This is a genomic window from Paraburkholderia aspalathi (assembly GCF_900116445.1).
GTDB lineage: Bacteria > Pseudomonadota > Gammaproteobacteria > Burkholderiales > Burkholderiaceae > Paraburkholderia > Paraburkholderia aspalathi.
The window spans coordinates 1-25314 of sequence record NZ_FPBH01000013.1 but is presented as its reverse complement, the minus strand read 5'-3'; the positions used below and the strand labels follow the sequence as shown (position 1 = coordinate 25314).

Sequence of the window (25314 nt, the reverse complement as noted above, 5' to 3'; positions counted from 1 at the left end):
GGATATTTCTCGTTTGACTTGATCCCGGCCACGGCACGCGTGCCACGGCCGGTGTCCAGCACAGGGTCACTCAGAAGTTCAGAAGTTGTGGGCGATACCAACGCGCACGTTGGCTTGTGTCTGCGTGCTCGACGGGGTGAATGCATAGCCGATCACCGCATTCACACCGCTCGATGCGCGGAGGTAACCTGCCGACGTGTAGATCCGCGTACTCTTCGACAGACTCTCGTAGAGACCGACCGACAGTTCGTTCCAGTGGTGATGCTCGAAGGTCGTGTACTGGTAGCCCGAGCGGAGCGCCAACGCAGGCGAGAGCTGATACGCGCCGCCAGCTTCGTACACGTGCATGAAAGACGACACATTGCCATCGGCCGACGTGATCTTGGTCAGGGTCGTGTTGGCCTTGATCGTGAGCTTGTCGAAGCTGTAGCTTGCGCCGATCCCGCCCGTATCGAGGTGGCTCACAGTCAGTCCGGTGCTCGAATACAGCGACATGAGCTGACCGGTCGAACTGCTGACCCTGGCGGTCGTGGTGCCCAGGAATGACGACAGGCCGAGCGCGTTGTACGGATCGATTGTCGTGCTGTTCAGCTGCGAGTATGCCGCTGCCGCACTGAACGCGCCGGCGGTGTAAAGCACGCCGGCACTCCACGCTGAACCTGTATGGAAACTGCCGGCCGTATTGCTGAACGAATACATCGCGCCCGCGCTCAGACCGTTGAAACTCTTGCTTGCGAACTTGACCGAGTTGATCATTGTGTCGCCGCTCATGCGGTCGAGGTCGCCGAGGTGAATCGCATAGCCGTCGCCGTCCTGACTGATGTTATAGCGAGACGTGTAGTCGTTGATGAAGTCGTATTGCCTGCCGAGCGTCAGCGTGCCGAGCCAGTTGCTCAATCCCACCAGTGCAGTTTTGCCGAACATATAGCCGCTGCTGGGCTTCGAACTACCATCGGTCACACGAAAGCCAGAGCGAAGGTCGAATACGGCCTGTGTGCCGCCACCAAGGTCTTCCGTGCCGCGCAGCCCCCAGTAGTTGCTGTACACAACACCGCTGTCCATCTTGTATTGGTGTTGCCCACCCGTGTCCGTTATATAGCTCACCCCGTTGTCCATCCGCCCATAGAGCGTCACGCTGTTGTCCGCTCGCGCCGCCGATGTTGCCAGCATCGCAGTCATCCCTAAAACTCCAAACCCGAAAAAGAATCTTGATTTCATGTGCGATATTTTTGTGTGGATCCCATAGAAGCCAGACCGGAACCCGCGTGATGCCGCAATGCGCTGCACACCGGGTTCGGAGCTGCATTCCCGTCCATCGGGGAACGGGAATCACTGTATCGCGGGGCCGGGAGAAGAAAAAACTAAAACCCTTCGTTCAAATAGATCAATTTGAAATAACGTTCTATTTTGAAGACTAATTAGGAAAGGTAGCATTCGTTTATCGTTTCGAATGCAATAGTTAATTCTTACCGCCCATTACATAACTTTACCCATGTGCCAACTCCTTGCTCTCAGTTGTGCTGAGCCGACCGATGTGACCTTTTCATTCACGGGATTTGCGGCGCGAGGCGGTCTGACCGATCACCATGTGGATGGATGGGGAATCGCGTTTTATGAGGAGCGGGCATGCCGCTTATTCATCGACGACAAACCTGCCTGCCGTTCGCCCATGGCCGAATTTGTGAAGCGTTATCCGATCAAATCGCGCAATGTCATCGCGCACATCCGGAAAGCGACGCAAGGTGGCGCCAGCGCCGAGAATTGCCATCCCTTCATGCGCGAACATAACGGACAGCAATGGGTGTTCGCACATAACGGTGACCTGCGGGAGCGAAACTGGTGGGTGTCCGGTCCTTACGCGCCGGTGGGAACAACCGATAGCGAAACGGCCTTTTGCACGATCATGAATGTGATCCACAAGCGTGGCGTCGATAGGGATACCACGCCGGACGAGCTGTTCAATGTCGTAGAGGACATTACTCGCAACCTGAACCACTATGGAATTTTCAACTTCCTGCTGTCGAACGGACAATCGCAGTTTGCCTACTGCTCCACGCGACTGGCCTACGTGATGCGTCGCTGGCCGTTCTCAAGCGCGAGACTCGTCGATGCCGATATGTCGGTCGACTTCTCTGCCTATGCGACCTCGGAAGACTGCACGGCAGTGATCGCGACGACACCACTCACCGATGAAGCATGGACCACGTGCCAGCCGGGCGATCTGCTCATGTTTCGCGCAGGATCCCTGGTCAGACGCGCACACGTCCCTGTGCCGCCTCAGGTACTTGCTACCGCGCGATATGCACCTTCCGAGACATCGGGCACACCGGTTGTCTCGATGGGATGATTTGGCGTTGCGCCCTGGAAGCTGTCGACCAGCACTTCAGCGTCGCGCCGACCACCTTCGACTAACGCAAGGGATTCTTGATCGAGACGCCAGGAACACGAAGGTGACATTGGCTGGGACAGGCGCCTTATTTGTGGGCATAAGCTCTTCTATCACTCTATTGCTCTGGACAAGCACGGCTGGCTTCCTTTCGCGCACTTACAAAACATCAAGTCTCGCGCGATGGTCCCGATAACTCGATTGCACGTCGCTACCGTGCATTCGATTTTCGACCGTCTCGCCAAGCGCGGGACAAAGGAAGCGTCAGCCCATGTCGCCTGATCCGATCAACACGAACACGTCAGTCACCACACCGCCACCACCCGAGCCTCCTCCATCAAAGGATGCATCGTCGACAGCCAGCACGTCCGACCGCAGCAACGATGCACTGATAACAGCACTCAAGCAGACGTTGACGCGGCTCGGCATCGATGCATCAACGGGCTTAGCCATCAGCGACAGCACCAACGACGACTCCGACGCCTTGTTGCACAGGCGTGTGAGTGCCTCGAGCACGTCACTGGTCGCGGCGCTCTATCAGGCGCTCGAGCTGCAGCGGTCAATTGCCGTGGCTAACGGCCTGAGCACGTCGGGTAAGGAAACGAAAGACGCGCTTTCCCCCGCAACAGATATCCAGCCATCCAGTTCGGCCGTAAGCGGCTATCGCGATCTCGGCGCTCAGATTGCCGATCTGGCGAAGACGTCCCGCACGGTGGTAAGCGACGACGATAACGATACGGACGAATGGGATTTCGATATCGACGATTTCGAAAACACACCGAGCGCTGTCACAGAGTCAGGCGACCCGATGACAGCCGCAATCGGACAATTGAATCAGGCGTTACGGGATCACGTCACGACGCTCGCGCAGGATGCGAACGCGAAAGTCTCGCTAGTTGCGGTGCTCGACGGATTGTCAGACGAGACGAAGGGGGTTCAATGGCGGCCGCTCGGTGTGTTGATCGACGTGCAGGCGTAATGCGCGATCGACGTCGTCACGTCAATCGCGCATCCACCGCTTTTCCACCAGTCATGCGTTCATCTGCAGCGATCAGGCCGTGCCCCCGGGGTTTGGGAGAACCTGGCCAATATCGATGCGATTCCCATCAGGATCTGCCAGCACGAAACACCTGAGCCCGAAGTCAGCATCGCGCAAGGCCTTGATGATCCGAACGTTGTGGGTCGTGCAGTGCTCATAAAGGACAGTTGCGTCTTCGACCATGAGGTGGGCTACGTTATTTAGCGATGCTTTATGGTTCTTGTTCTGCGACAGATGCAGTTCAGCTTTGTCCTTCTTCAGAATGAGTTATCGTAGCTCGATCTGCATCTGGATTCGGCCTGAGCGACGACAACAAAGGAGACAACTGTGAAATTGATGGCCATGATCGCCATCCTTTTGGCCCTTGTTGCCGCGCCGGCCCTCGCCGCCGATGTCGGCTTCGAGGAGGTCAAGATAACCAATGGTGCCGAGCCGCCGCTAACTGCCGGAATCTGGTACCCGACTAACGCGTCGGCGACACCGCACGCCTTGGGCAATTTCACCCAGACTGTGGCGCCGGATGCTCCGATCATCGGCCAACAACTGCCGCTGGTGGTGATGTCGCATGGCGGCGCAGGGTGGTATGGCGGCCATTACGACACGGCTCTCGCCTTGGCTCACGCGGGTTTCGTGGTGGCGGCGGTCAGTCACGCCGGCGACACTTTCGATGACCAGAGCGGCGTCTTGCAGTTGTGGCGCCGTCCCGCCCAGCTTAGCCGGCTGGTTGACTACATGCTCGACGAGTGGCGTTGGCGCCAGCGGCTGGACGCGGCCCGCATTGGCGCGTTCGGCTTTTCCAACGGCGGCTTCACCGTGCTCGTGGCCGCAGGCGGGGTCCCGGACCTGCCGGAGATCGCCCCATATTGCGAGGCACACGCTGATCATGATCTGTGCGCTGCTCTGAGGCATGCCGGCGTCGATCCCCATGTCGGCGCCGATGTTCCGGCCAGTGCCTGGATCCACGACTCGCGCATCAAGGCTGTGGTCATCGCCGCGCCCGCGTTCGGCTTCGCGTTCGGCCGCGCAGGGCTAAGCAGCGTGCGCGCTCCGATCCAGCTCTGGCGAGCTGCCGAGGATCGTCATCAGCCGCACCCGTACTACGATGAGGCCATACGCGCCGACCTGCCCCGAACGCCCGAATACCACGTGGTCGCCAACGCAGGCCATTACGACTTCCTGCCACCCTGTGACGCGGGTCTGTCCCGGAAGAAGCCAGAAGTCTGCGACAGCCTGCCGGGCTTCGACCGCGCGGCGTTCCATGAACAATTCAACGCCGATGTGGTGCAGTTTTTCCAGGCAAGGTTGCGATAGAAAACTTCTCGTCTTTCGTGCGCCGACACCGCGAGTCATGAGGTCGTTGACCGTCGCCTTTCGAGATTCGCGTCAACGGTTGGCTGACGGCTCTGGACTCCCATCGGCACCATGCCAAACGATACGGTTGTCCAGCGCATAAATGAAACATTCCGTCTTCGCCAATATCTGGCAAATTGAAATTGCACGCTGCTCTGCCGCCCGCTTATCACCAGAAACCTCAGTTGCATCCGCTGAATATCCCCAGTGACCGTCGGTCGATATCGCGAACGCTCGATGCAGTCCACCGTTACCTTTGGTAGAAAATTCATCCCACGTTCCCGACACTGCAGAACAATCCTGAACGAGGTTGAACGTGACTCCACGTCCTTTTGAGCGGTCCGTAGGCGGTGTCATACCCATTGCCCGGCTAGCTGCGCCAATGCTGAAGTTGCCATGAACGCGACTATGGCTCCTGCAAGTCCAACCCCGATCTTCGATATTTTCAGTCGCATGGACCACCGGTAATCGCCATTCGTAGTGGTAGAAGTAGCATGTTGAACGGTTGTCGACGATTCGGCAGTGACAATCGATCAGCAGCTTGTGACCGAGCGCTCCCGAATCGCACATAAGCCACAAAAATTCGAGGCAAGTGCGCAGGCCGGCACAAGAGTGACGGCCGCTTGAGTTTCCCGGCGACTCAGTGATGCGCGACGCTGTAAACGTCCCAACGCGGATCCTGATAACGTGCCCTTATGCCCTGTTCCAATTCAGCCGTGCTGCCATATTGGAACAGACCCTCCTCGATGTCGTAGAAGTCCAGCCGCCCGACGCGCGTGTCCACCGCCATCACGTGGGTATCGTTGGTGATCAGGTACACCCCTGGTGTGGCCAAGACGATTCCGAACAATGCCGTGAGCGACACCTGATCGCCCACCTGAGCACCCTGCAGATCTGCCTGCTGCAGGAGGTCGAGCGTCGCCTCTCGTTCGGTTCCCACGTTCCAGCGGTACTTCACTTGCAAGATGCCTGTGCGCAACTTGTCCGGATTGGAGTCCTTAGGTGCGACAGCAGGATCGAGCGCGTTCTTCGTCCACAGCACGCTGGCCGCCGCACACCAGCCATAACGGCGAAGAATTCTGCGGTCGCCGGCCTCGGTTTGCGAACTGTAGTAGTCGTTGCGCGATGCGAAGAGTTGGATTTCTGACATGATATGAGCCCCAATCGACATACGTGAAGCATTGGGCGACATGCGGCCCAATGCACCCCGGACCACCCGGGACGAGACCAGTCTATGGGGCGCCCTCAAGGCACGATATCCAACGGATGGGCCAAACGTAGACAAGGGGCTTATGGCATAGGCCCTTCCTCCTGTATTGCCGGCAGCCAAGCGCCAGAGGCAGTTAACGCTCCTTCTTTTTCGCCTGTGCAGCGACCATCCAACAGACCACCGCACCCGCAGCCCAACCGCATGCGAACATCAGTTCGAGATCGAGCAAGCCTTGAAAATTCTCCGCATTTTCGTAGCTGCATGTCTGATGAGTTTGGAACTGGATGCAACCAGTTTGCATGTCTTGAAAGACCACAAACAGTTTATACAGACCGAATGCCGTGAATGCCACGGCAATGAGAGCGAACTTCTTCGAGTTGTTCATCGCACGCTCCGTTGCTTCGTTTTAACACGATACCAATCGTCAACGATCCATGTGCCTAGGTCGAGTATCCCTTCCTGACCGGTTCGCGTCCGTCGGTGACTTTCTTGATTCTCTATTCGAACAAACTGAACACCATTTGCTAGCTGTTACGCGATGCCGCCATCCTTCTGCAATTGATGAAGTACATGCATCGCCGTCTGTGCCGATTCGAGAGGAACAAAAATATGATCGTGGTATGCGCCCGCTACCACGTTACAACTGATGCCGGAACGCCCCAATGCAGTGGCGAATGCTGCGGTCAATCCGACCGCCTCCAAGGCTGAATTCACGGTCAACGTAATCCACGCGCATTTGAACAACGGATTCAAGCCGCTGATCGCCGCGTCTGCCTCACTCGTAATTACCGACAAGCCCTCCGGCTCCCGGATTGACGCCACGATGACGGCTGGGTCAATGGCATGACCGTCCTTGACCGAAGCAAACACAAACACGCCCGGGTTAAGCGCCGGCTCCAAGGTTTTCAGTAAAACAGAAAGATCGGAAACTGGGTTCATGTAATCTCCTGTGCAGCATTGTTCTGAGCCACTCGGGCTTCGTTTAGCTTAGGGGCCGTCGTTTAAACCGCACCGGACAAAGGTTCAGGCGATCGATTGTGTCAGGACATCACGCAACGCGGTGTCTCGGGCAGCACACCACCTGCGCGCACCGATTAAACATCGCCGTGCGCTGTCGCCTCCGCGCGAAGAAACTCGATCAAGGTATCAAGCATTCGATGCCTGCGCGTTGGTCCGCGACGCAAGACAAAGCGCCAGGAAGCCGGTCGGGACAGAACAGGAAAGAGGCGTACCAGACGCCCACTGCGCAGTTCCGGGTCAATCAGCGGCGAGCGTCCGAGCGCCAGTCCAGCGCCTCCGACTGCCGCACCAATCACCTGGCTGAAGCTGCTATAGCGAACGATCTTCGTTTCAAAATCGTCTGGCAGACCGAACTCCCCCGACCAGCTACGCCAATCGATTTCAGGGGCATTCTCGTGCACCTCCTGAAGCAGGCGACAACGACAAACCGCCTTGGATGCGAATGGGTGCAGCTCAGGACTGCACACCGGAAACACATCCTCCCGCAAAAGGACGACGTCATCCGGACGCAGCGCGCGTTCAGGTACGTGCACGACGGCGAGGTCGATGGCGTGTCCAGCAAAATCTGGTTCGCCATCCTGAATGATGGCGTTCAATGGCGTGTCCGGATGGCTGGCGGAAAACTCGGCAAGACGGCGAGCGAGCCACATCGTCGAGAACGGCACATTTGCCGACACGGTCAGCCGTCTGGCGACGCCTTTGATCTGCGCACAGGCCTCTTCCAGCAGCGAAAGCGCGCCGCTCGCCGCCGGCAACAGGCTGGCCCCCGCCGGTGTCAGGCGAATGCCGCCGAGGCCCGTGCTGCGCTCCAACAGGCGCGCGCCGAGCGACTCTTCCAGCCCGCGGATCTGATGGCTCACGGCGCTGGTTGAGACATTCAACTCGGCCGCCGCGCGGGCGAAGCCGCCGAGCCGCACCGCCGCCTCGAAGGCGCGCAACGCTGTGAGTGGAGGGATATTGGACATAGGGAGGTATTGTAGGATATTCAACACCCCTTGAAAAACCATCTTTTGCCTGTCCCTGTCGCGCGGGGTAACGTCGCATAACGCCGATATGGCACTAATCCGACCGGAGGCAGGAATGTATTTCGACAGCAGGCTATGGATGATGATGGCGGGGCTGCGGCTGCGCGTTGCCGGCGCAGTAGCCCTGGGCCTGATCGCCATGGGCTTCGGCGTTCTGCGCTTCGTGTTCCTCGGTCGGGTTCTCGCGCTGGCGTTCGAAGGCGCGCCGCCGCAGCAGATTGCGCTTGCCGCAGCCGGCACGGTCGCCTGCATGTTGCTGCGGGCCGCGCTCGACCATCGCCGGGTCGTCCTCGCGCAGGGCACGGCCGGACGCGTTCAGTCGGTGTTGCGCGCGCGCCTGTTCGACCGCATCGCCGAACTTGGCCCCGCCTGGTTCGGCGCCGAGCGGACCGGCGGCGTGATGCTCGCCGTCATCGACGGCGTGGAGCAGTTGCAGACCTTCTTCGGCGCTTACGTGCCGCAGCTCATCATCGCCGCCTGCGCGCCGGTGGTGATCTTCGCCGTGCTGGCATGGTGGGACGTGCCGACCGCCGCGGTACTGCTGGTCGCCGCGCTCGCGACGCTCGCGCTGCCGATGCTGGTCCACAACGCCGACAAGCACGCGGCGATCGCCCGCGCGGCTGCGTTCAAGGCGTTCGGCGAAGAGTTCCTCGACGCGGTGCAGGGTCTGCCGACGCTCAAGGCCTTCGGCCAGAGCGACGCCTTCGCGCGCAAGCTTGCCGAACGTGCGAGAGCCCTGTCCGACAGCACATTCTGGGTCCTCGCGCTGGGTCTGCTCACGCGCTTCTTCACCGACCTCGGCACCGGGCTCGGAGCCGCGGCCGCGATTGCGGTGGGTGCATGGCGGGTGCAGCACGGCGAAATGAGTCTGGAAGCCTTGTTGATCATCCTGATGGCCGGCACCGAGATCTTTCGGCCGTTGCGCGATCTGCGCTCGGTGCTGCATCAGGGCATGATCGGCCAGTCGGCGGCGAACGCCATCCATACGCTGCTGGAAGCCCGCAGCGGCGCCCCGGCCGGCGGCGCGGCGCACGTGCCGGACCTGACACCGAGCATCGCGTTCGACAACGTCGGCTTTGCCTATCCGGGCCGCCGCGCGGACGCCCATGCCGGGTTGAGCTTTGAGATCGCCGCCGGCGAGACGGTGGGGATCGTCGGACCGAGCGGCGCAGGGAAATCGACCATCCTGCGCCTGCTGTTGCGGCAGCACGATGCGCAGGCCGGTTCGATCAACATTGGTGGCCACGATATCCGCACGCTCGACCCCGATCAGGTGCGCGGCATGATCGCGATCGTCGCGCAGGACACCACGCTGTTCGACGGCACGATCGCCGACAATCTGCGGCTCGGCCGGCATGACGCCAGCGACGCCGACATGGTCGCCGCGGCCGGCGCGGCCAACATCCACGACTTCATTAGCGCGCTGCCCGATGGTTATGCGACGCGCATCGGCGAACGCGGCGCCACGCTCTCCGGCGGCCAGCGTCAGCGCATCGCGATTGCCCGCGCACTGCTGCGCGACGCGCCGATCCTCGTGCTGGACGAAGCGCTCTCCGCCGTCGATGCTGAGAACGAAGCGGTCATCCAGCAAGCGCTGGACCGGTTGATGCGAGGCCGCACCACCTTGATCCTGGCACACCGCCTGTCGAGCGTAATCGGCGCCGACCGGATCCTCGTGCTGGAACAGGGGCGCGTGGTCGAGAGCGGCACGCATGCCGAATTGATCGTCCGTGCGGGCGCGTATCGCCGCCTGATGGGACCGCAGGTCGCCGCGGCAGGCGAACGCCCGGCGGTAATCGAACCGGCGCGCGCCGCGGCGGTGTCGTCGGGGCCGCAAGTGCGGCCGCTCTCCGAAGACGCCGCCGCGATCGGCTGGGGCGATACATTGCGCACCTTGTTGCGCTTCGTCAGGCCATGGCGAATGAAGCTGACGCTGACCGTGCTGTGCGGCATCGGCCGGGTGCTGAGCTTCATCGGAGTCGGCGTGCTGGGCGCGCTCATCGTTGCCGGCGTCGCCTCGGGACGGCCGGTCCTGGGGTTGATCGTCGGGCTGTTGTGCGCGGCCCCGGTCGCGGCAACGCTGCACTGGCTGGAATCCTGGCTCGCCCATGACATGGCTTACCGCCTGCTGGCGGAAATGCGCATCGCCCTGTTCGCCAAGCTCGAGCGTCTCGCGCCTGCCTATCTGCTGCGCCGCCGTTCCGGCGACCTGGTGGCGCTGGCCACCCAGGACGTGGAGACGGTCGAGTATTTCTACGCGCATACCGTGGCCCCGGCTTTCGTCGCGGTGCTGATTCCCGCCAGCGTGCTGGCGCTGCTGGCATGGGCGGCCTGGCCGCTCGCGCTGGTGCTGCTGCCCTTCCTCGCCTGGGCCGGTCTGACGCCGGTGTTCGCACGCAGCAAGATCGACCGTCTCGGCGGCCTCGCACGCGCTGCATTGGGGCAGCTTGGCGCGCATCTCACGGAGACGATCCAGGGCCTCGCCGAACTCGCCGCCTTCCAGGCAACGGGGCGACGCCGCGCCGTATTCCTCGCCGATATAGCGGCTTACCAGAAGCAGCGCTCGGCGCTGCTGGACGACCTGTCGCGGCAGAGCGCCGCCCTCGAAGTGGCGACCGGCCTGGGAGGACTTGCGGTCGCCTTGTTGGGCGCGGTGCTCGCCTCGCGGGGCTGGTTTGCCCACGAATGGCTGCCGTTGCTGGTGCTGGTCGCCGTCGCGGCCTTCATGCCCGTTGCGGAAATTGGCCAGGTGGCGCGCCAGTTGGCCGATACGATCGCCTCCACGCGCCGGTTGCATGTCGTCGAAGCAGAGGCCGAGCCGGTGACCGATGGCGACCTGCCGGTGCCCGCGAATCCGCAAGTGCAGCTCCACTCGGTGAGCTTCGCCTACCCGGGCCGCAGCGCCCCGGCGTTGGACCGGGTGAGCTTTGCCGTGCGTCCCGGCAGCACCGTGGCACTGGTCGGCGCCTCGGGCGCGGGCAAGTCGACGGTCGCCAATCTGCTGCTGCGCTTCTGGGATCCGCAGCAAGGCGCGATCAAGCTGGGTGGCATCGATTTGCGCCAACTGCGACTCGCCGACCTGCGCAACCATATCGCGCTGGTCGCACAGGATACCTACCTATTCAACGACACGCTGGAGGCAAACATCCGCCTCGCCGGGCGCGACGTGTCCGATGCAGATGTCCGCCGCGCCCTGGACCGGGCCGCGCTGAGCGAGTTCGTCGACCGTTTGCCGGACGGCCTCGCCACTCGGGTGGGCGAGCGTGGCGTGCAGTTGTCAGGCGGGCAGCGTCAGCGGGTGGCGATTGCACGCGCCTTCCTCAAGGATGCGCCAATCCTGATCATGGATGAAGCGACCTCGCATCTCGACACGATCAGCGAGCAACAGATCCGCGCCGCCCTCGACGAATTGATGGCGGAGCGCACCTCGATCATCATCGCGCACCGTCTGTCCACGATTCAGAACGCCGACACGATTCTGGTCATGGATGCCGGGCGAGTCATCGAGGCGGGCTCGCATGACGCGTTGTTGAATGCCGGAGGAGTCTATGCGCGCCTCGTTGCGCATCAGTCCGGCGTGGTTGCCGCGTAGCGGATCTCATGCTCCCTTCTTATAGAGCGCTTTCAACTGAGACAACTCTTCCAAAAATTTATTCTTAAGTTCCTGCGGCCCTACGACTTTCAAATTTGAACCGTATTCCAGCAGCTTCCGCGCGCCGTGCTCGATGGATTCGATAGGCATCAAAAATTCTTTCCATCCTGATGGCACCTCCGCACTACCTGCACCCTGCAAAACTGGAGCGGTTCTAATACGTGCGTTGGCCAGCCAGTTCTCGCCGCGCGGCGACACGGCGATATGTGCCGTCAGCCGATAAAGATCAGTCTCGTACCGGTTCATGGCGTCACGCCAGTGCTTCGCCAGATCAAATCGCGCAGGACGCTTGAAACGACGGCGGGAGGTCTTGAGTTCACTAATATTCGCTAGCCGAAAAGTCAGTGCGCCGGGCCTGCCTACCATCTTGGCTATCAGATACCAAGCACCTCCCTTGACAACCAAACCAAGCGGTTCAAGTTCGCGGCTGGATAAACCTTGCCAACTCTCGTACTTCACTTCGATACGGTACGAGCCCCAAACGGCATTGGCGACTTCACGCAGAAATAACGGCGTTTCTTGCGCACGGTACCAATCCACCGTGTCAATGTGCAGTCGGCTGGCGACACGATCAGCCTGCTCGCGCGAGTCTGGAGACAGGCTGGCAATCATCTTTAGCCGCGCCGAGGTTGCCATGCCGTCCAAGCCCAGTTCTGTCGCAGGCCCAGGCAAACCTGCCAGAAACAGCGCGTGCGCTTCGTGCTCCGTGAGCCCTGTGAGATCGGTACTCCAACCCTCGCGCAATTGAAATCCTCCATTGCGACCTCGATCCCCCCAAATGGGCACGCCAGCAGTGGAGAGCTGATCGATATCGCGCAAGATCGTGCGCTCGGAAACCTCCAGTGCTTCAGCCAAAACCGGTGCGGTCATACGCCCGCGCGCTTGCAGCATCATCATGATCGACAAAAGGCGGCTGGCTTTCATAAACGACACCCTACCTAAAAATACATGACATAAGGTGTCATGTTAACGGACTTATTATCTGCCACACCCCTAATCTGCTCGATCATCAAATCAATTGAAGAGAGACAAATGAAAATAATTTCCGGACCCCTGAGCATGTTCGGCGCCAAGGTCGAGATCGCGGCGCACGAGAAGGGCATCGACTTCGAGCTGGTGATGGCGCCGTTTGACCAGCTGCGCGGTTACAACCCCAAACATCCAGATGTATTGCGCGTCAATCCGAAGCATCAGGTGCCGGTACTGATAGACGGCAACCTGGAGATTTTCGATTCCACGCAAATATTCGAGTATCTTGAGGACCTGAAGCCCGATCCCGCCTTATGGCCGGCGCATCCAAAGGCGCGCGCCATCGCGCGTCAGCTCGAACACTGCAGCGATGAAATCTATTTCCCTCACATTGTCCGACTGATGGGTCTTGAAGATGCGCCGGATGATCCTGCGGCGCAGACCGCGCGCAACGAAGCGTTGCAATATTATCGACGCATGGAACGAGTTCTCGCGAATCGAGAATTTCTGGCCGAGACCTATTCCTATGCCGACATTGCGTTTTACATGGCGCAGTTGTTCGGCGCGCGCAAGGGCGCGCCGATAACAGGAGAAACGCCCAACCTGCTGGCTTGGCGTGAACGGATGACCGCACGTCCTGCCGTGCGAAAAGTTGCCGTTGCTATGGCGGGATATCTTGCCTCGATTGGAAACGCGGTCCCCGATTTCCTTCAAGGACTTAACTAGCAGCCTGTTGAAAAACCTCGTGCAATTCAGGGCGTCCACCGATAGACAGTAATACTGGACCCCTTAACGTTGTTCTTCGTCACCACGTACTCACCCGTCGATCGAAGGTATGCCCTGACGCCATACATCGAATCGATAGCACTGCTGGCGTCGACTTTAGCGGTATTGGTGTTGACCAGCGTGGTGTCGAGATTGCCTGTAGCGAGATTGAACGCATCGATGTTCGGCAAAGCTTGCCCGGTACCGAACCAGTAGCCGACGAAGAGATAGCTGCCGGCTGCGTCAATCGACTTGGCGCCGACATGGGGGAGCTTGATCACCGGATTAGGCGTCGTGGTGTTGCCCGCGCTCCAGCCGTGATACACCTCGATCCGCGTGCCTATCGCTGTCCAGTCCGTCCCCCCAACAACGCCCTGTCCGAGAATCATCGTGTCGCTGTCCGCGAGGTAGACGATTCGCGTCAACGGCTTGATGCTATCGGGAATGCGAATAGGGACACCGGGTCCCCATGTTGGCTTGCCGCTAGCGTCGAAGCCGATCAACGGATAGTGGTAGATGTAACCAGTCTTGTCGAGGCCAGCCCACACGCCTCCTTTGCTGTCGATGCAGAATCCGTCCCTGACCGATGCGGCCGTCTTGAACGCCGGACCGGGAAGCGTGGCGTCCGGTATTGCAATGTAGCCATTCGCAGCATTGAAGTGGAAGAAGTAGTAGATATCGGGATTCTGGCCGGACGCTACAAGGATTCGGTTGGCGCCGACGGAGGCAAGTTGACCGAAGTGCTCATCTCGTGAGCGATCGTTGATGTTGATGCGCGGATCGGATGGATAGGCGATCGGATCGACAGTGTTCGCTACGAAGGTTCCCCCAGCGGTGCCGGTGTAGATGTTGGTGCCGCCATAAAAATAGACGCCGTCGGTACCCGGGTCCGGAGCGGCGATCCCCTCAAAGTTGAGAGACTGAAGCTTCCACTGCAGACGACCCGAAGTGTTGTAGGAGTGAATGTCGGTGCCGCCGTCGCGGCCGAGGTCCCAGCTTCCGCCCCACGGGTTGTTGAGCACATAGAGGTTGCCTGCGGTGTCCTTGCCGATGCCAACGACGCGCGTGAAGCGCTTGTCGCCAACCTGCCCTTTGATTCCCGTCGTGGTGTCGAGATAACCGCCTTGAATGCCGAACGTGCCGGCTAACGTCGGTGTGCCCGAGACCTTGTAGCGCTTGATGTTCATGTCGGTACCTTCGTCTCCGACCATGAGCTGCCCCGACGACGCATCGAAATAGAGCGCCGATGGCAGCGACCCACTTGGCATCCGGATGGTGTTCAACAGGGCACCGGTCGGACTGAACCCGACGATCGAGCCCTCACTCTTCTGCGCGACCCAAACATTGCCTGCGCCATCCAGTGCGAGAGCGCCCGGGCCCGTGATGTTGATGTCCCGCTGCCAGACACCGCCGGTAGTGAAGATCCGGACGCGGTTGCCATAGAAGTCGCTCGCATAGAGGAGCGAGCCCGCCGTGGCGAGTCCAGTGACGACGTCGACCCGAGGCTGATTGTTCGACGCGCTGATCTGAATCAATAGATCACGAGCCTTGGTGGTGCGGTTGTATCGTCCCACCGCACCGCTTCCGTACGTCCCGCCGGGCTGCAGCGCCACAAAGATCGACGTCGCGTTGCCCGTGATCGCGCTGCCCTGAAACTCGCCATGCGCGCCCATCGAGCCGAGGCTCTTGCCAGCCTGGTAGATAGCGACGCCACCCTCGTACTCATCCCACATGGAGGCCGTATAGATCACGCCTTCCGGCGCGACCCACATGGAACGCGCCGTGTTACCCACGTGGGCTGCGAGGGTGCCATAGGTGTTCGCCAGCCAGTCGGTGGTGTTTTCCGCCTGACACGCCGGCGCAATCGTCGCAATCGTGGTGATCGCTGCGGCGAGTAGCACAGCATGAATTCGTTTTTTCTCAATCATGACTGATGCTCTCCAGAACGTAGTGATCATTCACGTGAATAGTCGGCCAGTCAGATTTCAAATTCGTGATCGGTGACCCACGTATGACCATACGCAACGCATTGCGCCTTTACAAGCCGCACTGCGACTTTGCATGCGGACGTGAATTGATCTCCCCTCTCCTTCTCGCGCAACAGGTAATATTTCGCCTTGTCCTGGCGTATCGCTATGCATAGCGAATGAATCAGGGCGTTTTGACCGTTACCAAAAAACATAGGGGTGGAGTCAATGAATCGAAAAGAAATCAAAGCTCAGGTCGTGCAGCTTCTATCGAATGGGGTTGCGAAATCCGAAGTGTTCACCAGGTTGACGGGACAAGGCGTCAAGGATCGTCTGCTTGCCTATTTCATCGCAGCGCACGCAGATCCTGAACGATGCCGTGCAAACCGCGGCCATCTGATTGCCGTTCGGGTCATCGCGTGGTTGCAGGTCATTGTTGGCTTGTTGGCGGGATACGCCGTTGGCAGCGAGATATCTGCCGTGGCGGGGTTGATCGTCGCGGCGGTGGCTGTGGCGATTTCCCTGTTGTTCGTCTGGGGTTTTACGAAGAACAATGTCGGCGCCTACAACGCCTATCTGATTTTGGCGATTACGCAATTGCCAAGGCAGTTCACGGACTTTGCGGAACATCCCATGTCAACCTTGATTGGTTGTCTGATCGGGGTGGGGTTGTTCGCCTACATCTGGTACGTCAGAACCCGGATCTTTCCTGATTTCAATTTCATTGCACCTAAAAAATTGAATGGGAAGTACGTCTTCTCGGAGTAACCCATCGGGTAGTGACAGTAACCGCGAGACGCCGTCTTTTTGGAGGGCGAAATTTCTACCGATATGTGACGCGTTTCATTCGTCTCGGAACGGTCGATTTTGCAAATGGTCGAATTCGATTCGCGCCTGTTCAACCCGAATCCGTCAACATGAGGGGTAGACATGAAAGCAATCGAAAGCAAGCGCTTTTCCATGCGTATTGGCTCGCGGGCGGTCGCGTGCCTGCTGGCGGCGGGGTTTGCCGCTTCAACCACTTCGGCGGCCAGCGCGGCCGATTCCGTCCTTCTGCCTCAGGATGCGCCGCACTACAGGACCGGAGACAACTGGACCTATGTGTGGTCCGACCTGCTGTCCGGAAAGAGTAGGACCATCACGCAAACCGTGACGTCCGTCAATGCGGATGGGAGTGCATCTCTTCAGATAGGGTCCGGAAGCGGGCATGTAGAGCTGACCTCTGAAGCAAACGTGATTCCCAATGCAGCCGCCCAACACGCCTGCGGTATCGCGCTTCATTTTCCGCTGCGAGCCGGAACGCGCTACGAGGCGGACTGCCAGGCCGCCGGCGAAGCGAGCACGACTGTGCTGCGGCGCGCCCAGTGCGAAGTGCAAGGTGTGGAAGAGATCAAGACAAGGGCCGGCTCGTTCTCCGCGATCAAGATCAGGATGACGGGAGTCTGGACGCCGCAATCTGGCTTTGGGGGTGGACCGATGGAGGAGACACTGTGGTATGCCCCAACCGCCAAGCGCATTGTCCGTGAGGAGTTTCAAAGCCGCATGGCCGGAAAGGGCGTACCTGCGACGACCTCGACTGAGTTGGTGCGTTATGCGGTGAGACAGTAGTGCGTCGTTCGGCTGTATCGGCCATCGAAATTGGAGCGTCAGCGCGCGGGTGAACGGACCTTGCCGTCCACCACTAATGTGCGTTTGTCTGGTGTGACGTCGTATTCGACCGTTTGCGCTGGTGTAACGGCACCATAAGAAACGCCGTTCACGTAGACGGTCCCGCCCTTCAGTTCAATCGTGTCGCCGCCGACCCGCGCGGTGCCCTGTTCGCCCTGTAAAACTGCGCCGGCGCAACCTTGACTTGTAAAACTGCGGACTGTCGTAGTCGGCTTCACAGGATTCCCTTGCTGGTCCGGAAAGAAAAAATGCGGGACAAAAGGGCCATGTAGCGCAGCATTTTCCGCGCTGCATGGCTGTGCATCCTTGCTGTCGGCGCCGTGGGCGGTTCCGAAACTGATCATGCACCCGGCAAGCGTGGCAATCGTCGGGGGCAACAGTTTGTTCATGCTGATATCCGTTATGTCGTGAGTCCCTTAGACCGGAAATCGATTTCCGAATAGCGCGGTGTCCGCGTCTGGCTGAAGCATGACGTCTCAGCATGGGGCGCGCCGCTAGTCATCGGCCGCCTCGTCTTCCTCCATTGTGTCGATCGTGTCGTCATCCTCGGAACGCGTCAGGACAAACTCAGCAATCGCATCCCAGTGCCGCAACGCCTTGACGCGATCACCGTCCATTACAAACTCGAACGTCGTCTCCGGGCTCAGGTAACTGCGGAACTGCAGGTCTTTGAACGGCACCAGAACTTCAGTAGGCCCGTTTGGAAAGCGCAGAGTGAGCTTCTGTTCACGGTTTAGTCGCACCGCGGCTTTGATCCCAATCGCCGTTACGTAGGTGCCCGTGATTTTGTCGATGACGGACTGGGGCACCGTATCGGGTGTCCGCTTGAATATCGCCTCGGCCTGATCAAGCCACAGCACCGCCCGGTCGATGTCACCCAGCGAACTCGTCTGGAACAGGACGGACCATGCGCCGTCGACTTCGTCATCGGGGGTGTCGAAACGGTCGTAATGGAAATGGTTCAGCGGAAGACAGGTCTGGCGGAATGCCAACTGCAACTGATTATTCTCGAGCGAGATCGTCAATGGCCCATACGCCGGGTGTTCGTATCGACCGACATAGCCGGCCAGATCATGCGACGGGCATGTATTCGGTACGGGGTTCGGCACAACCCTTTGGCGAGCTTCCCTAAGGCTGTTCCTCGCCCGCCTGGTGAAATCGAAAAGCCGCTGAGTCCAGTCCGTTGGCGGCAGACCCAGCAGACGGTCATAGATTTCGTAGCCCACGGCGTTGCGCAGGATCGCGCAATGGTCGCCGATAACAAAGACGTTTACGCCGATCTTCTCGTTCGGTAAATACGAAACTTGCGAATGGAATGCGCGAAGATCTCCACCGTGACTTGCTAACAGGTGCCCTCTGTACGACGCCGTTTGTCGACCCATGCCATAGATGCCATTCAGTTCCGGCGTGAATCCCAGAACTTCATTCATCGCGTCAGGAACTGCAACGCCTGGTGCCAGCGTTGCCTTGAGAATACGCTCGGGAATCACCTGCTTGCCGGCCACCCGGCCTTTATTCATCAACATCAGCAACCAGCGGGACATGTCATCCATTGTGGCGACAATGCTGCCGGCGGGGCTCGACTCGTCGGCGTCCATGTACGGCGGCTGCCACAGTTCATCGCTGTCGCGCTTCTCCAGAAACGGCACCGCAGGTTCTGCTCGCGTGAGCATGTCGGCTATGGTGAATGCCGTGTCAGTCATGCCAAGCGGCGTAAGTATCTCGTCCCGCACGAAGTGGTCCCAGCGCTTCCCGCTCAACAATTCTATGATGTGGCCAACCGCCTCATACATCATGTTGTTGTAGATGAATTTCGAGCGCAGCGGCGCAGTCGGCTTCATGAAACGAATTCGCTCGAACAATTCTGCCAGCGAGAGGCGTGCCTCGTACCAGATCATGTCGTGCCGCGGTACGCCCGTCCGATGACTCAGCATATCGCGCAGCGTGACGGCCTCATCGAGCGCCTTGTCATAAAAGCGCAGGCTGGGGACGAATTCGCGGATCGGCCGGTCAAAACTGAGCAGGCCGCGATCGACGAGGAGGCCCGCCGCCACAGCCGTAAACAACTTCGTATTCGATGCAATTGGGAACCACGTTGCCGCGGTGTACGGCAGCTTGCTGGCATGGTCGCGATACCCATAGCCCTTCGAGAGCACGACCTCGTCGTCCTTGGCAATGCTTACGCCGATGCCCGGCACGTTCCAGTCGCTTATCAATTTCTCCATGAAACCGTCAAAATCACCCAGTTCTCTCAGCATCGAATTTGTCCTTTAACGGCAAGTTGATCGTCGGAAAACGTTTATTGCGGCTTTCTAAGGCATTCGGGATGAAACCGATGGAGATCGTAAAGCAGAAAGGGGAAGTAAAGCAGAGTTGCCTGACACATGACTTTCATATGTCAAAGCAGGCGGGCAGTCACTCAAATTGTTGAACTGGTAGGTCGTTCGGAGGATGACGCGCCGTTCATTTCAGAGTTTTTTAGCGCTTTAGATGCGTTCGGCATAACCCCGATGCCGCTCGGCAGGTGGTTTCGTCAAGCCCTTTCACATCCTGTGAGCTGATGAAGTCTGAGCGGTTGATTTCTTTCAGCGCGGCCACCGTTTGCGAGAGACGATGGCGAAGCTCACGGCGATCGCGCCCGTCTGGACCTGGCGATCGTCTGCCGAAGATACCCCGGCGAAGCGAGGGCGACGCGGGCCGCGCTTCCTACCAATCAAAGGATCCTGCGCAGGTTCAGGATCGCTGGCGTGCTCGTCAACCGATACCGCTATGCGTCCCAGCTGGTGTGGATGACACTTGGGGCTCGTTGAGGCCATGGGTAATCTCGTGTGAAAGGACATACCCGTATTGAACAACTCGATCATCGATTAGTAAAATGAATGATTTGATCGATACGATAACGAACCAGAATGGAACTCAAACTGCTGAGGACGTTTTTGTCGGTCGTCGAACTGCGTCATTTCGGGCGGGCGGCGGACGCTCTGCACATGAGTCAGCCGGCGTTGAGCAAACAGGTCGGCGCGCTAGAGGCGAGTCTGGGCGCGAAGCTGTTCGAGCGGGGTCGACATGGCGCGGAGCTGACGCGGTTCGGGGAAATTTTTCTGCCCGATGCGCAAGCGCTCGTCCACGATGCGGACGAGATTCTCGCGCGTGCGCGAGAGGCCGGCAGCGGCAGGCGTGGGCATTTGCGGATCGGCATTTGTTTGTCCGTGCTGACGATCGCGCCGCAGATCATTGCCGACTTCCGTCAGCAATATCCGGGGATTGCCGTCGCGTTGAGTGACCTGTCTTCCGCTGAGCAGACCCGCCGTCTTCTGGCGGGGAAGCTGGATGTGGGCTTTATGCGGGCGCCCTCGGTCGACGGTCTCTCGTCGCTTCGTGTGATGGAGGAGACACTGGCACTGGCGTTGCCCCCACGTCTTGAGCACGTGCGTCTTCCGTCCGATTTTGGCAAGCTAAATGAAATAGGTTTTCTGGCCTTGCGGCGTGCGCGTGGGCCCGGCCTCGCTGCTCAAGTCGAAAGCTGGTGTCGCGAACAGGGCTTTGTACCAAACGTGACGCAACAGGCTGATGATGTGCAGTCTGTTCTGGCATCTGTCGCTGCTGGAGTCGGCGTCGCGTTCGTTCCCTCGCGTGCGCAACATCTTCTTCGGGACGCTACCGTCCTGCCACTTCGCGGAAAACACGCGAAGTGGCGCGTAGGACTTGTGTGGGCGGATGCGCAGAAGAATCCGGTTACTTCACGGTTTGTTGCGTTTGTGCGCGCTGCGTTGAAAGGTGTCTGATTCTTCTTTTCGGCGACAACTTACCTGAGGGACGAGTCGCAGTCGGCGTGCCAACGATTCGGACGCACCACGCTACTACTCGCCCGCCCTTCTTGATCGCCTAGTGTTGCGCGACGACCGGTTGCTGAGCCGTGTCGGCTCTTAGCGCTGCGGCAGTTTTCTCTGCCGGGCTTTGGCGTTGCGGCTCATTTGCGGTGGCTATCGGCTCGCCTGCTCGCTGCGCCACCTCTTCTGCAAGCAGGTTCGCTGCGTGGCGTGCTGTGATGCGGCTTTGCGGAACACCCTTCGCATCGAGCGCAATCACCTTGTACAACTCGCGGTCGCATTCGAGTTCCTGCTGATATTGCTCAGCCTTGTCCACCAGCAATTCAAGAAGCGTCTGACGACGCCTTCTTTCCTCCAGCGTGATGGAAGGATTCCTACATATCGAGGACGCAAGTGTGATCAAGGTATCCAGTTGAGCCAGGTGCCGGTCGCATAAATCGAAGGCCGACAGGGCAAGCTTTTCGTATTGGATTGCGTCGACAGCCGGACGTGATGCGGGTTGATTTTTGTTGGGCTTGCTCATGGTGACGATCTCCCTGTTACGTCTTGGATCGCCCGACACTCGCTTGGGAAGGGGGTGAGCGGGCACGTAGCAGGTTAGCAGACCGGGTCGAAAACAAACCGGCGAGCCTTGCGGCTCCCCACCACGGCCCGCCCATAGAAATATAGACGTGCAGAGGTAGACGCACGACCCGCCTGAGCGGGTGTGCGGTTTTCGACTACAGGCTGCTAAACCCGGCCGCCGGGTGTTTCCCAACGACCTGGCAATTATAAATCAGGTGGCGTGGATTGCCTTCAACCTTGTAGGCCAAATGTTTGATTTTGGCCAAACGGATAAGGGATGCTAGGACGAAGGGGCGTGTGTTTGGCCGGTGCTTCGATTCGCCGCACGAATACCCGATCCCAACTTCAGCGAATGCGCATTTTCGATCCGCTTGAGTCACTCAGAACTCGCTTCCCGCTGTTCGTTTTCGCAGCGGCATGAGACCTCCGCCGAAGACTCATCGGCTCCGCACGGCGCCACAGGGACTTTAGGAACAACGTCCACCGCATGCGAGGAGAGTTCTGCTTCGACAGGTTCGATGATGGCAACCAGACCAGCCTCCAATCTGACATGGCGTTCGAACAAGGCGAGAAGTTCAGGGCGCAGTCCGTCGCCGCGTTGTGCTGCAAGAGCGTGAAGCGAGAGAAAGGGCAACATGGTCAAACTCCAGTCGATGAAAGACAGGCGAGCGCGATGACGATGAAAGAATTGACATGTCGGACGCCTGCGAGATCAGTGTGGTTCGGACGCGCCGCGCGACGTCCGCCGACCTCGGCTAATGCGGGATCGAATGCTCAAGCTAGCGCAGCAGATCGGTACGGACACTCCGTTTCTTGCTGTTCAATTGAGATGAAGGTCTTCGAGTATTGCAGCAAGAAACGGGGGGCCGCTGACCGCTCGCGCCAATATTGTTCAGGCAGAGAGGAGCGATCGTGCATCTCTCTTTCAACCGCAGTCAATGAGGAATTCACCATGTCCAAGGAAGATGACAACAAGGCCATCGTAGGCCGCTGGTTCACCGATTTCTGGGGCAAGACCTGCAACCTCGAAGTCGTCGACGAGCTTGCCGCTCCCGACATGCTTCTGCGCTACTCGCTGCACGAGCCGCGCCGTGGACGCGAGGACATCAAGGCATTCATGAGCGATTTCCGCGAAGCATTCCCGGATCTCAACTTCTGGGGTGCCGCCGATCTCATCGCCGAGGGGGACTATGTAGTCGGTCGATGGGAAGGTGGCGGCACGCATACCGGTCCGGCATTCAGCGATTTCCTCGTAGGATCGTTGCCGGCTGCGACCGGACGGAAAATGCGCTTCACTGGCACGACTGTGCTCCAGCTAAAAGACGGCAGGATCGTTGAAGAAATCGGCCTGGACGACGGCGTGACCGCTCTGCAGCAACTCGGACTCATCAAAACAGCGTGACCGAAGGCACGATGCGTCCGATATGTTTGCGTGACGCCATGTGCATCTAACGCTACAACGGGCCGGGTGTACCCCTGCTCGTTGTAGCCCGTGACGCCAATCGCGAAGGTCAAGCCTGTGGCCAGCAACAGTTATTCGAAGAGACAGCGTCGGCCGTCGTTTCCTGGCCGGTTGCTGCCTGACGCGGTCGGCTCACTTCGCCCCAAAACGGCCGGTCAACTCTATCGACAGCGGACACTCATTGGATGGCTGCACACGCACGTTCGGCGGCACTGACGGTTTGGGCGATAAGCGTTGAAATTGTCATCGGCCCCACACCTCCCGGAACCGGCGTCACCGCTGCGCATCGGCCCATCAGATCATCGGGATGGATGTCGCCTATGCCGCCGGGATGGTAGCCGGCATCGATAACAATTGCTCCGTCGCTGATCCAGTTGCTACGAATGAAGTTCGGCTTTCCTACTGCACCGACGATGATTTCGGCACGTCGAATTTCCGCTTCAAGATTTGATGTCTTCGAATGGCATAGAGTGACCGTCGCGTTCGCATTCGATAGCATAAGCGCCATCGGTTTTCCAAGAATGGGACTGCGCCCCACGACCACGGCCCGCTTGCCAGAGACATCGATCTTGTAATGAGCCAGCAAGCGCATGATTCCGGCGGGCGTTGCGGACCCGAAGGCGGGTTCGCCTAACGCCATCAAACCAAAGCCGTGGCTGGTGACGCCATCAACATCCTTGGAGATGGATATTCTGTCGAAGCACCGGCGTTCGTTCACATGTGCCGGCACCGGGTGCTGAAGCAGAATGCCATGCACCGTCTTGTCAGCGTTGAGCTTGTCAATCGCGGAAAGCACGTCATCCGTCGCCGCGCTCGCAGGCAACTTGATCACAATCGAGTCCATACCAACTCTCCGGCATGCACTGCCCTTCATGCTGACGTACGTCGCCGACGAAGGATCATTTCCTACAAGGATCGTAGCCAGTATGGGTGTCTGGCCGCCATTTCTTGCCTTGAGGGCCGCAACGTGTTCGGATAGTTTCCGCTCGTGCAACGCCGCTACTGCTTTACCGTCGAGAAGTGTGCTCATGCGTTTCCCCCTTGCATGACCAATCTGGAACCGGCATGGCTCAAATACTGAACAGGGCAAAGCGGGAGTGAATGGGAGCGCGATTGATTAAGCGCGAGCCGCGTGGACAGAGAAGGGATTTTGGCAATGATCATGGGCAGTCTCAAAGAGATTAATCAAGATGCCCAGGCGAACGGCGTTCGACCGTCTACGCTTCCCGATGGTGACCCATCTATTGCTCGCCAGTTACGTAGACACGTTATTTTAGTCGGCTTTTTTGTGGCTACGCAAGGTCAGTCGCAGAAAGCAAAGACATGGATTGCCAACGATTCAGGTGTCTGCGTCGCTTGGCCGTTTCTGGCCGACCGTCGCCCAACGCGACAGGCTGCGCCTGCGCCTGAGCTTGGGCGGCCCTTTGGTGTCCTCTGAGTGGAATCTACACTGTAGGCGTTACACGCTAATTTGTTTGGCCGATAACGCCGTCTCTATGACCGTGCCGCCTTTGCAATAGGTTTGATACGCGGTCGATCCCGTTCGCCACGAAACCACGGTGTTGATCGATGTGCCCACGTACATAACGGCCGCAAAGTCATCGATGGCAATCGAAGATGGGATCGACCGGGTTTGTTGTGCTGCATGTAACGTCTCGCGTCTCTTCGAATCGCTGCTGTAATGAACGGCACAGCCACCAGGCAGTAATCCCAGACAGTCGAGCGGACGATACGCTGAGCCCCAGAACGAATCGGTGAGCCCGGCCTCGAACCAGCACATTGCGCCTGCACTCATGCCCGCGAGCAGCACACCGCTCCCCCACGCCTCTTTCAAAACCGTATCAAGCCCCCACTCGCGCCAGACGGCAAGTGCAGACTTGGTGTTACCGCCACCGACAAAAATGGCGTCCTGCTCAAGTAGCCTTGCGCGGAAGTCGGAGACAAGAATCGACCTCGCGTCGGGTTGCCGAAAGAATGCAAGATGAGACGTTTCACAACCCAAATCACCGTACGCGGCGTGGAACTTGTCGAGATGCGCGGGCAAGTCACCGCTGGGCGTGGCCAGATAGCAGATACGCGGTCGCGCCTTTCCTGTGAGACCAGTGATATGCCTGTCGATGGGCGATGGCGTGTCCTCCATCATGAAGCCTCCGCCGCCTACTGCAAGGATACGTTGCATGGATGCCCCCGGCGTTGATCGTGGGTTGTCGCGCGAACTGGAAGCCGCTTGGTTTCGCGATTGTCGACGATTTGGGGGACCGAGTCGACCGTCTGAAAGTGGCCGGACTGAGCCCTCCGGCACCCGACTCAGATCGACCGAGGCTGTGTGGAAACGCGGAACGTAGATTTGATGTGCAAAAAATCTGATTCGGCGACTATATAGCCGCGTTGCGCTCTCGCAGTCAAT

Annotated in this window: 23 protein-coding genes and 1 riboswitch; of the genes, 9 read left to right on the top strand and 14 right to left on the bottom strand. The window is 59.2% G+C overall.

Annotated elements, in window-relative coordinates:
* Window positions 1-78 precede the first annotated feature (78 nt).
* Window positions 79-1218, bottom strand: coding sequence for a porin (locus BM438_RS20225; protein WP_093636690.1), 1140 nt, complete (start codon window positions 1216-1218; stop codon window positions 79-81).
* A 274-nt stretch (window positions 1219-1492) separates the two neighbouring features.
* On the opposite strand from BM438_RS20225, the gene BM438_RS20220 reads away from it, so the two are divergent.
* Window positions 1493-2347 carry a class II glutamine amidotransferase gene (locus BM438_RS20220; protein WP_093636687.1) on the top strand — a complete coding sequence of 285 codons (855 nt, stop codon included), beginning with the start codon at window positions 1493-1495 and terminating at the stop codon, window positions 2345-2347.
* 310 nt (window positions 2348-2657) lie between these two features.
* Window positions 2658-3365 (top strand): hypothetical protein, encoded by a 708-nt coding sequence (locus tag BM438_RS20215; protein WP_093636684.1) that lies wholly within the window; start codon window positions 2658-2660, stop codon window positions 3363-3365.
* A gap of 72 nt (window positions 3366-3437) precedes the next feature.
* Here BM438_RS20215 and BM438_RS47010 read toward each other — a convergent pair whose 3' ends face one another.
* On the bottom strand, window positions 3438-3665 hold the full coding sequence (locus BM438_RS47010; protein WP_408372896.1) for a VOC family protein: 228 nt from the start codon (window positions 3663-3665) through the stop codon (window positions 3438-3440).
* Window positions 3666-3761: 96 nt separating this feature from the next.
* Between BM438_RS47010 and BM438_RS20210 the strand changes: the two genes are divergently transcribed.
* Complete coding sequence (locus tag BM438_RS20210) at window positions 3762-4736, top strand: alpha/beta hydrolase family protein (protein ID WP_093637165.1); 975 nt, start codon at window positions 3762-3764, stop codon at window positions 4734-4736.
* Between the two features lie 679 nt (window positions 4737-5415).
* Here the strand turns inward: BM438_RS20210 and BM438_RS20205 are convergent.
* The 4 genes from BM438_RS20205 to BM438_RS20190 form a co-directional block, all read right to left on the bottom strand.
* On the bottom strand, window positions 5416-5925 hold the full coding sequence (locus BM438_RS20205) for a hypothetical protein (protein ID WP_054033822.1): 510 nt from the start codon (window positions 5923-5925) through the stop codon (window positions 5416-5418).
* A gap of 193 nt (window positions 5926-6118) precedes the next feature.
* Window positions 6119-6370: a hypothetical protein gene (locus BM438_RS20200; protein ID WP_093636678.1), complete on the bottom strand. Its 252-nt coding sequence runs from the start codon at window positions 6368-6370 to the stop codon at window positions 6119-6121.
* Between the two features lie 146 nt (window positions 6371-6516).
* Entirely contained in the window at window positions 6517-6924 is a 408-nt protein-coding gene (locus BM438_RS20195; protein ID WP_093636675.1) for an ACT domain-containing protein, read from the bottom strand.
* 155 nt (window positions 6925-7079) lie between these two features.
* Window positions 7080-7970, bottom strand: a complete 891-nt coding sequence (locus BM438_RS20190) for a LysR family transcriptional regulator (protein ID WP_093636673.1) — start codon at window positions 7968-7970, stop codon at window positions 7080-7082.
* A gap of 115 nt (window positions 7971-8085) precedes the next feature.
* On the opposite strand from BM438_RS20190, the gene BM438_RS20185 reads away from it, so the two are divergent.
* The gene (locus tag BM438_RS20185) at window positions 8086-11622 is read left to right on the top strand and encodes an ABC transporter ATP-binding protein (protein WP_093636670.1); all 3537 of its coding nucleotides are present in this window, start codon (window positions 8086-8088) and stop codon (window positions 11620-11622) included.
* 6 nt (window positions 11623-11628) lie between these two features.
* Here the strand turns inward: BM438_RS20185 and BM438_RS20180 are convergent, their stop codons facing one another.
* A complete protein-coding gene (locus BM438_RS20180; RefSeq protein ID WP_093637162.1) occupies window positions 11629-12606 on the bottom strand; it encodes a helix-turn-helix transcriptional regulator in 978 nt (325 codons plus the stop codon).
* A 108-nt stretch (window positions 12607-12714) separates the two neighbouring features.
* Between BM438_RS20180 and BM438_RS20175 the strand changes: the two genes are divergently transcribed.
* Window positions 12715-13377: a glutathione S-transferase family protein gene (locus BM438_RS20175; RefSeq protein WP_093636667.1), complete on the top strand. Its 663-nt coding sequence runs from the start codon at window positions 12715-12717 to the stop codon at window positions 13375-13377.
* A 26-nt stretch (window positions 13378-13403) separates the two neighbouring features.
* Here BM438_RS20175 and BM438_RS20170 read toward each other — a convergent pair whose 3' ends face one another.
* On the bottom strand, window positions 13404-15344 hold the full coding sequence (locus BM438_RS20170; protein WP_093636664.1) for an NHL repeat-containing protein: 1941 nt from the start codon (window positions 15342-15344) through the stop codon (window positions 13404-13406).
* 267 nt (window positions 15345-15611) lie between these two features.
* Here BM438_RS20170 and BM438_RS20160 point away from each other — a divergent pair, with 267 nt between their 5' ends.
* On the top strand, window positions 15612-16151 hold the full coding sequence (locus tag BM438_RS20160) for a hypothetical protein (protein ID WP_093636658.1): 540 nt from the start codon (window positions 15612-15614) through the stop codon (window positions 16149-16151).
* Between the two features lie 162 nt (window positions 16152-16313).
* A complete protein-coding gene (locus BM438_RS20155) occupies window positions 16314-16991 on the top strand; it encodes a hypothetical protein (protein WP_093636655.1) in 678 nt (225 codons plus the stop codon).
* Window positions 16992-17029: 38 nt separating this feature from the next.
* Here the strand turns inward: BM438_RS20155 and BM438_RS20150 are convergent, their stop codons facing one another.
* A complete protein-coding gene (locus BM438_RS20150) occupies window positions 17030-17440 on the bottom strand; it encodes a S26 family signal peptidase (RefSeq protein WP_093636652.1) in 411 nt (136 codons plus the stop codon).
* A 105-nt stretch (window positions 17441-17545) separates the two neighbouring features.
* Window positions 17546-19309, bottom strand: coding sequence for a serine hydrolase (locus BM438_RS20145; protein WP_093636649.1), 1764 nt, complete (start codon window positions 19307-19309; stop codon window positions 17546-17548).
* Window positions 19310-19960: 651 nt separating this feature from the next.
* On the opposite strand from BM438_RS20145, the gene BM438_RS20140 reads away from it, so the two are divergent.
* Entirely contained in the window at window positions 19961-20836 is an 876-nt protein-coding gene (locus tag BM438_RS20140) for a LysR family transcriptional regulator (RefSeq protein WP_093636647.1), read from the top strand.
* Window positions 20837-20936: 100 nt separating this feature from the next.
* Here the strand turns inward: BM438_RS20140 and BM438_RS20135 are convergent, their stop codons facing one another.
* A complete protein-coding gene (locus BM438_RS20135) occupies window positions 20937-21404 on the bottom strand; it encodes a hypothetical protein (protein ID WP_093636644.1) in 468 nt (155 codons plus the stop codon).
* Between the two features lie 417 nt (window positions 21405-21821).
* Window positions 21822-22082 carry a hypothetical protein gene (locus tag BM438_RS20130; RefSeq protein ID WP_093636641.1) on the bottom strand — a complete coding sequence of 87 codons (261 nt, stop codon included), beginning with the start codon at window positions 22080-22082 and terminating at the stop codon, window positions 21822-21824.
* Window positions 22083-22397: 315 nt separating this feature from the next.
* Between BM438_RS20130 and BM438_RS20125 the strand changes: the two genes are divergently transcribed.
* Window positions 22398-22847, top strand: coding sequence for an ester cyclase (locus tag BM438_RS20125; protein WP_093636638.1), 450 nt, complete (start codon window positions 22398-22400; stop codon window positions 22845-22847).
* Window positions 22848-23085: 238 nt separating this feature from the next.
* On the opposite strand, the gene BM438_RS20120 is transcribed toward BM438_RS20125, so the two are convergent.
* Entirely contained in the window at window positions 23086-23937 is an 852-nt protein-coding gene (locus BM438_RS20120) for a tetrahydrofolate dehydrogenase/cyclohydrolase catalytic domain-containing protein (RefSeq protein ID WP_093636635.1), read from the bottom strand.
* Between the two features lie 155 nt (window positions 23938-24092).
* A riboswitch (ZMP/ZTP riboswitch) is annotated at window positions 24093-24176 on the bottom strand.
* Between the two features lie 190 nt (window positions 24177-24366).
* Window positions 24367-25086 carry a Type 1 glutamine amidotransferase-like domain-containing protein gene (locus tag BM438_RS20115; RefSeq protein ID WP_093636632.1) on the bottom strand — a complete coding sequence of 240 codons (720 nt, stop codon included), beginning with the start codon at window positions 25084-25086 and terminating at the stop codon, window positions 24367-24369.
* Window positions 25087-25314 lie beyond the last annotated feature (228 nt).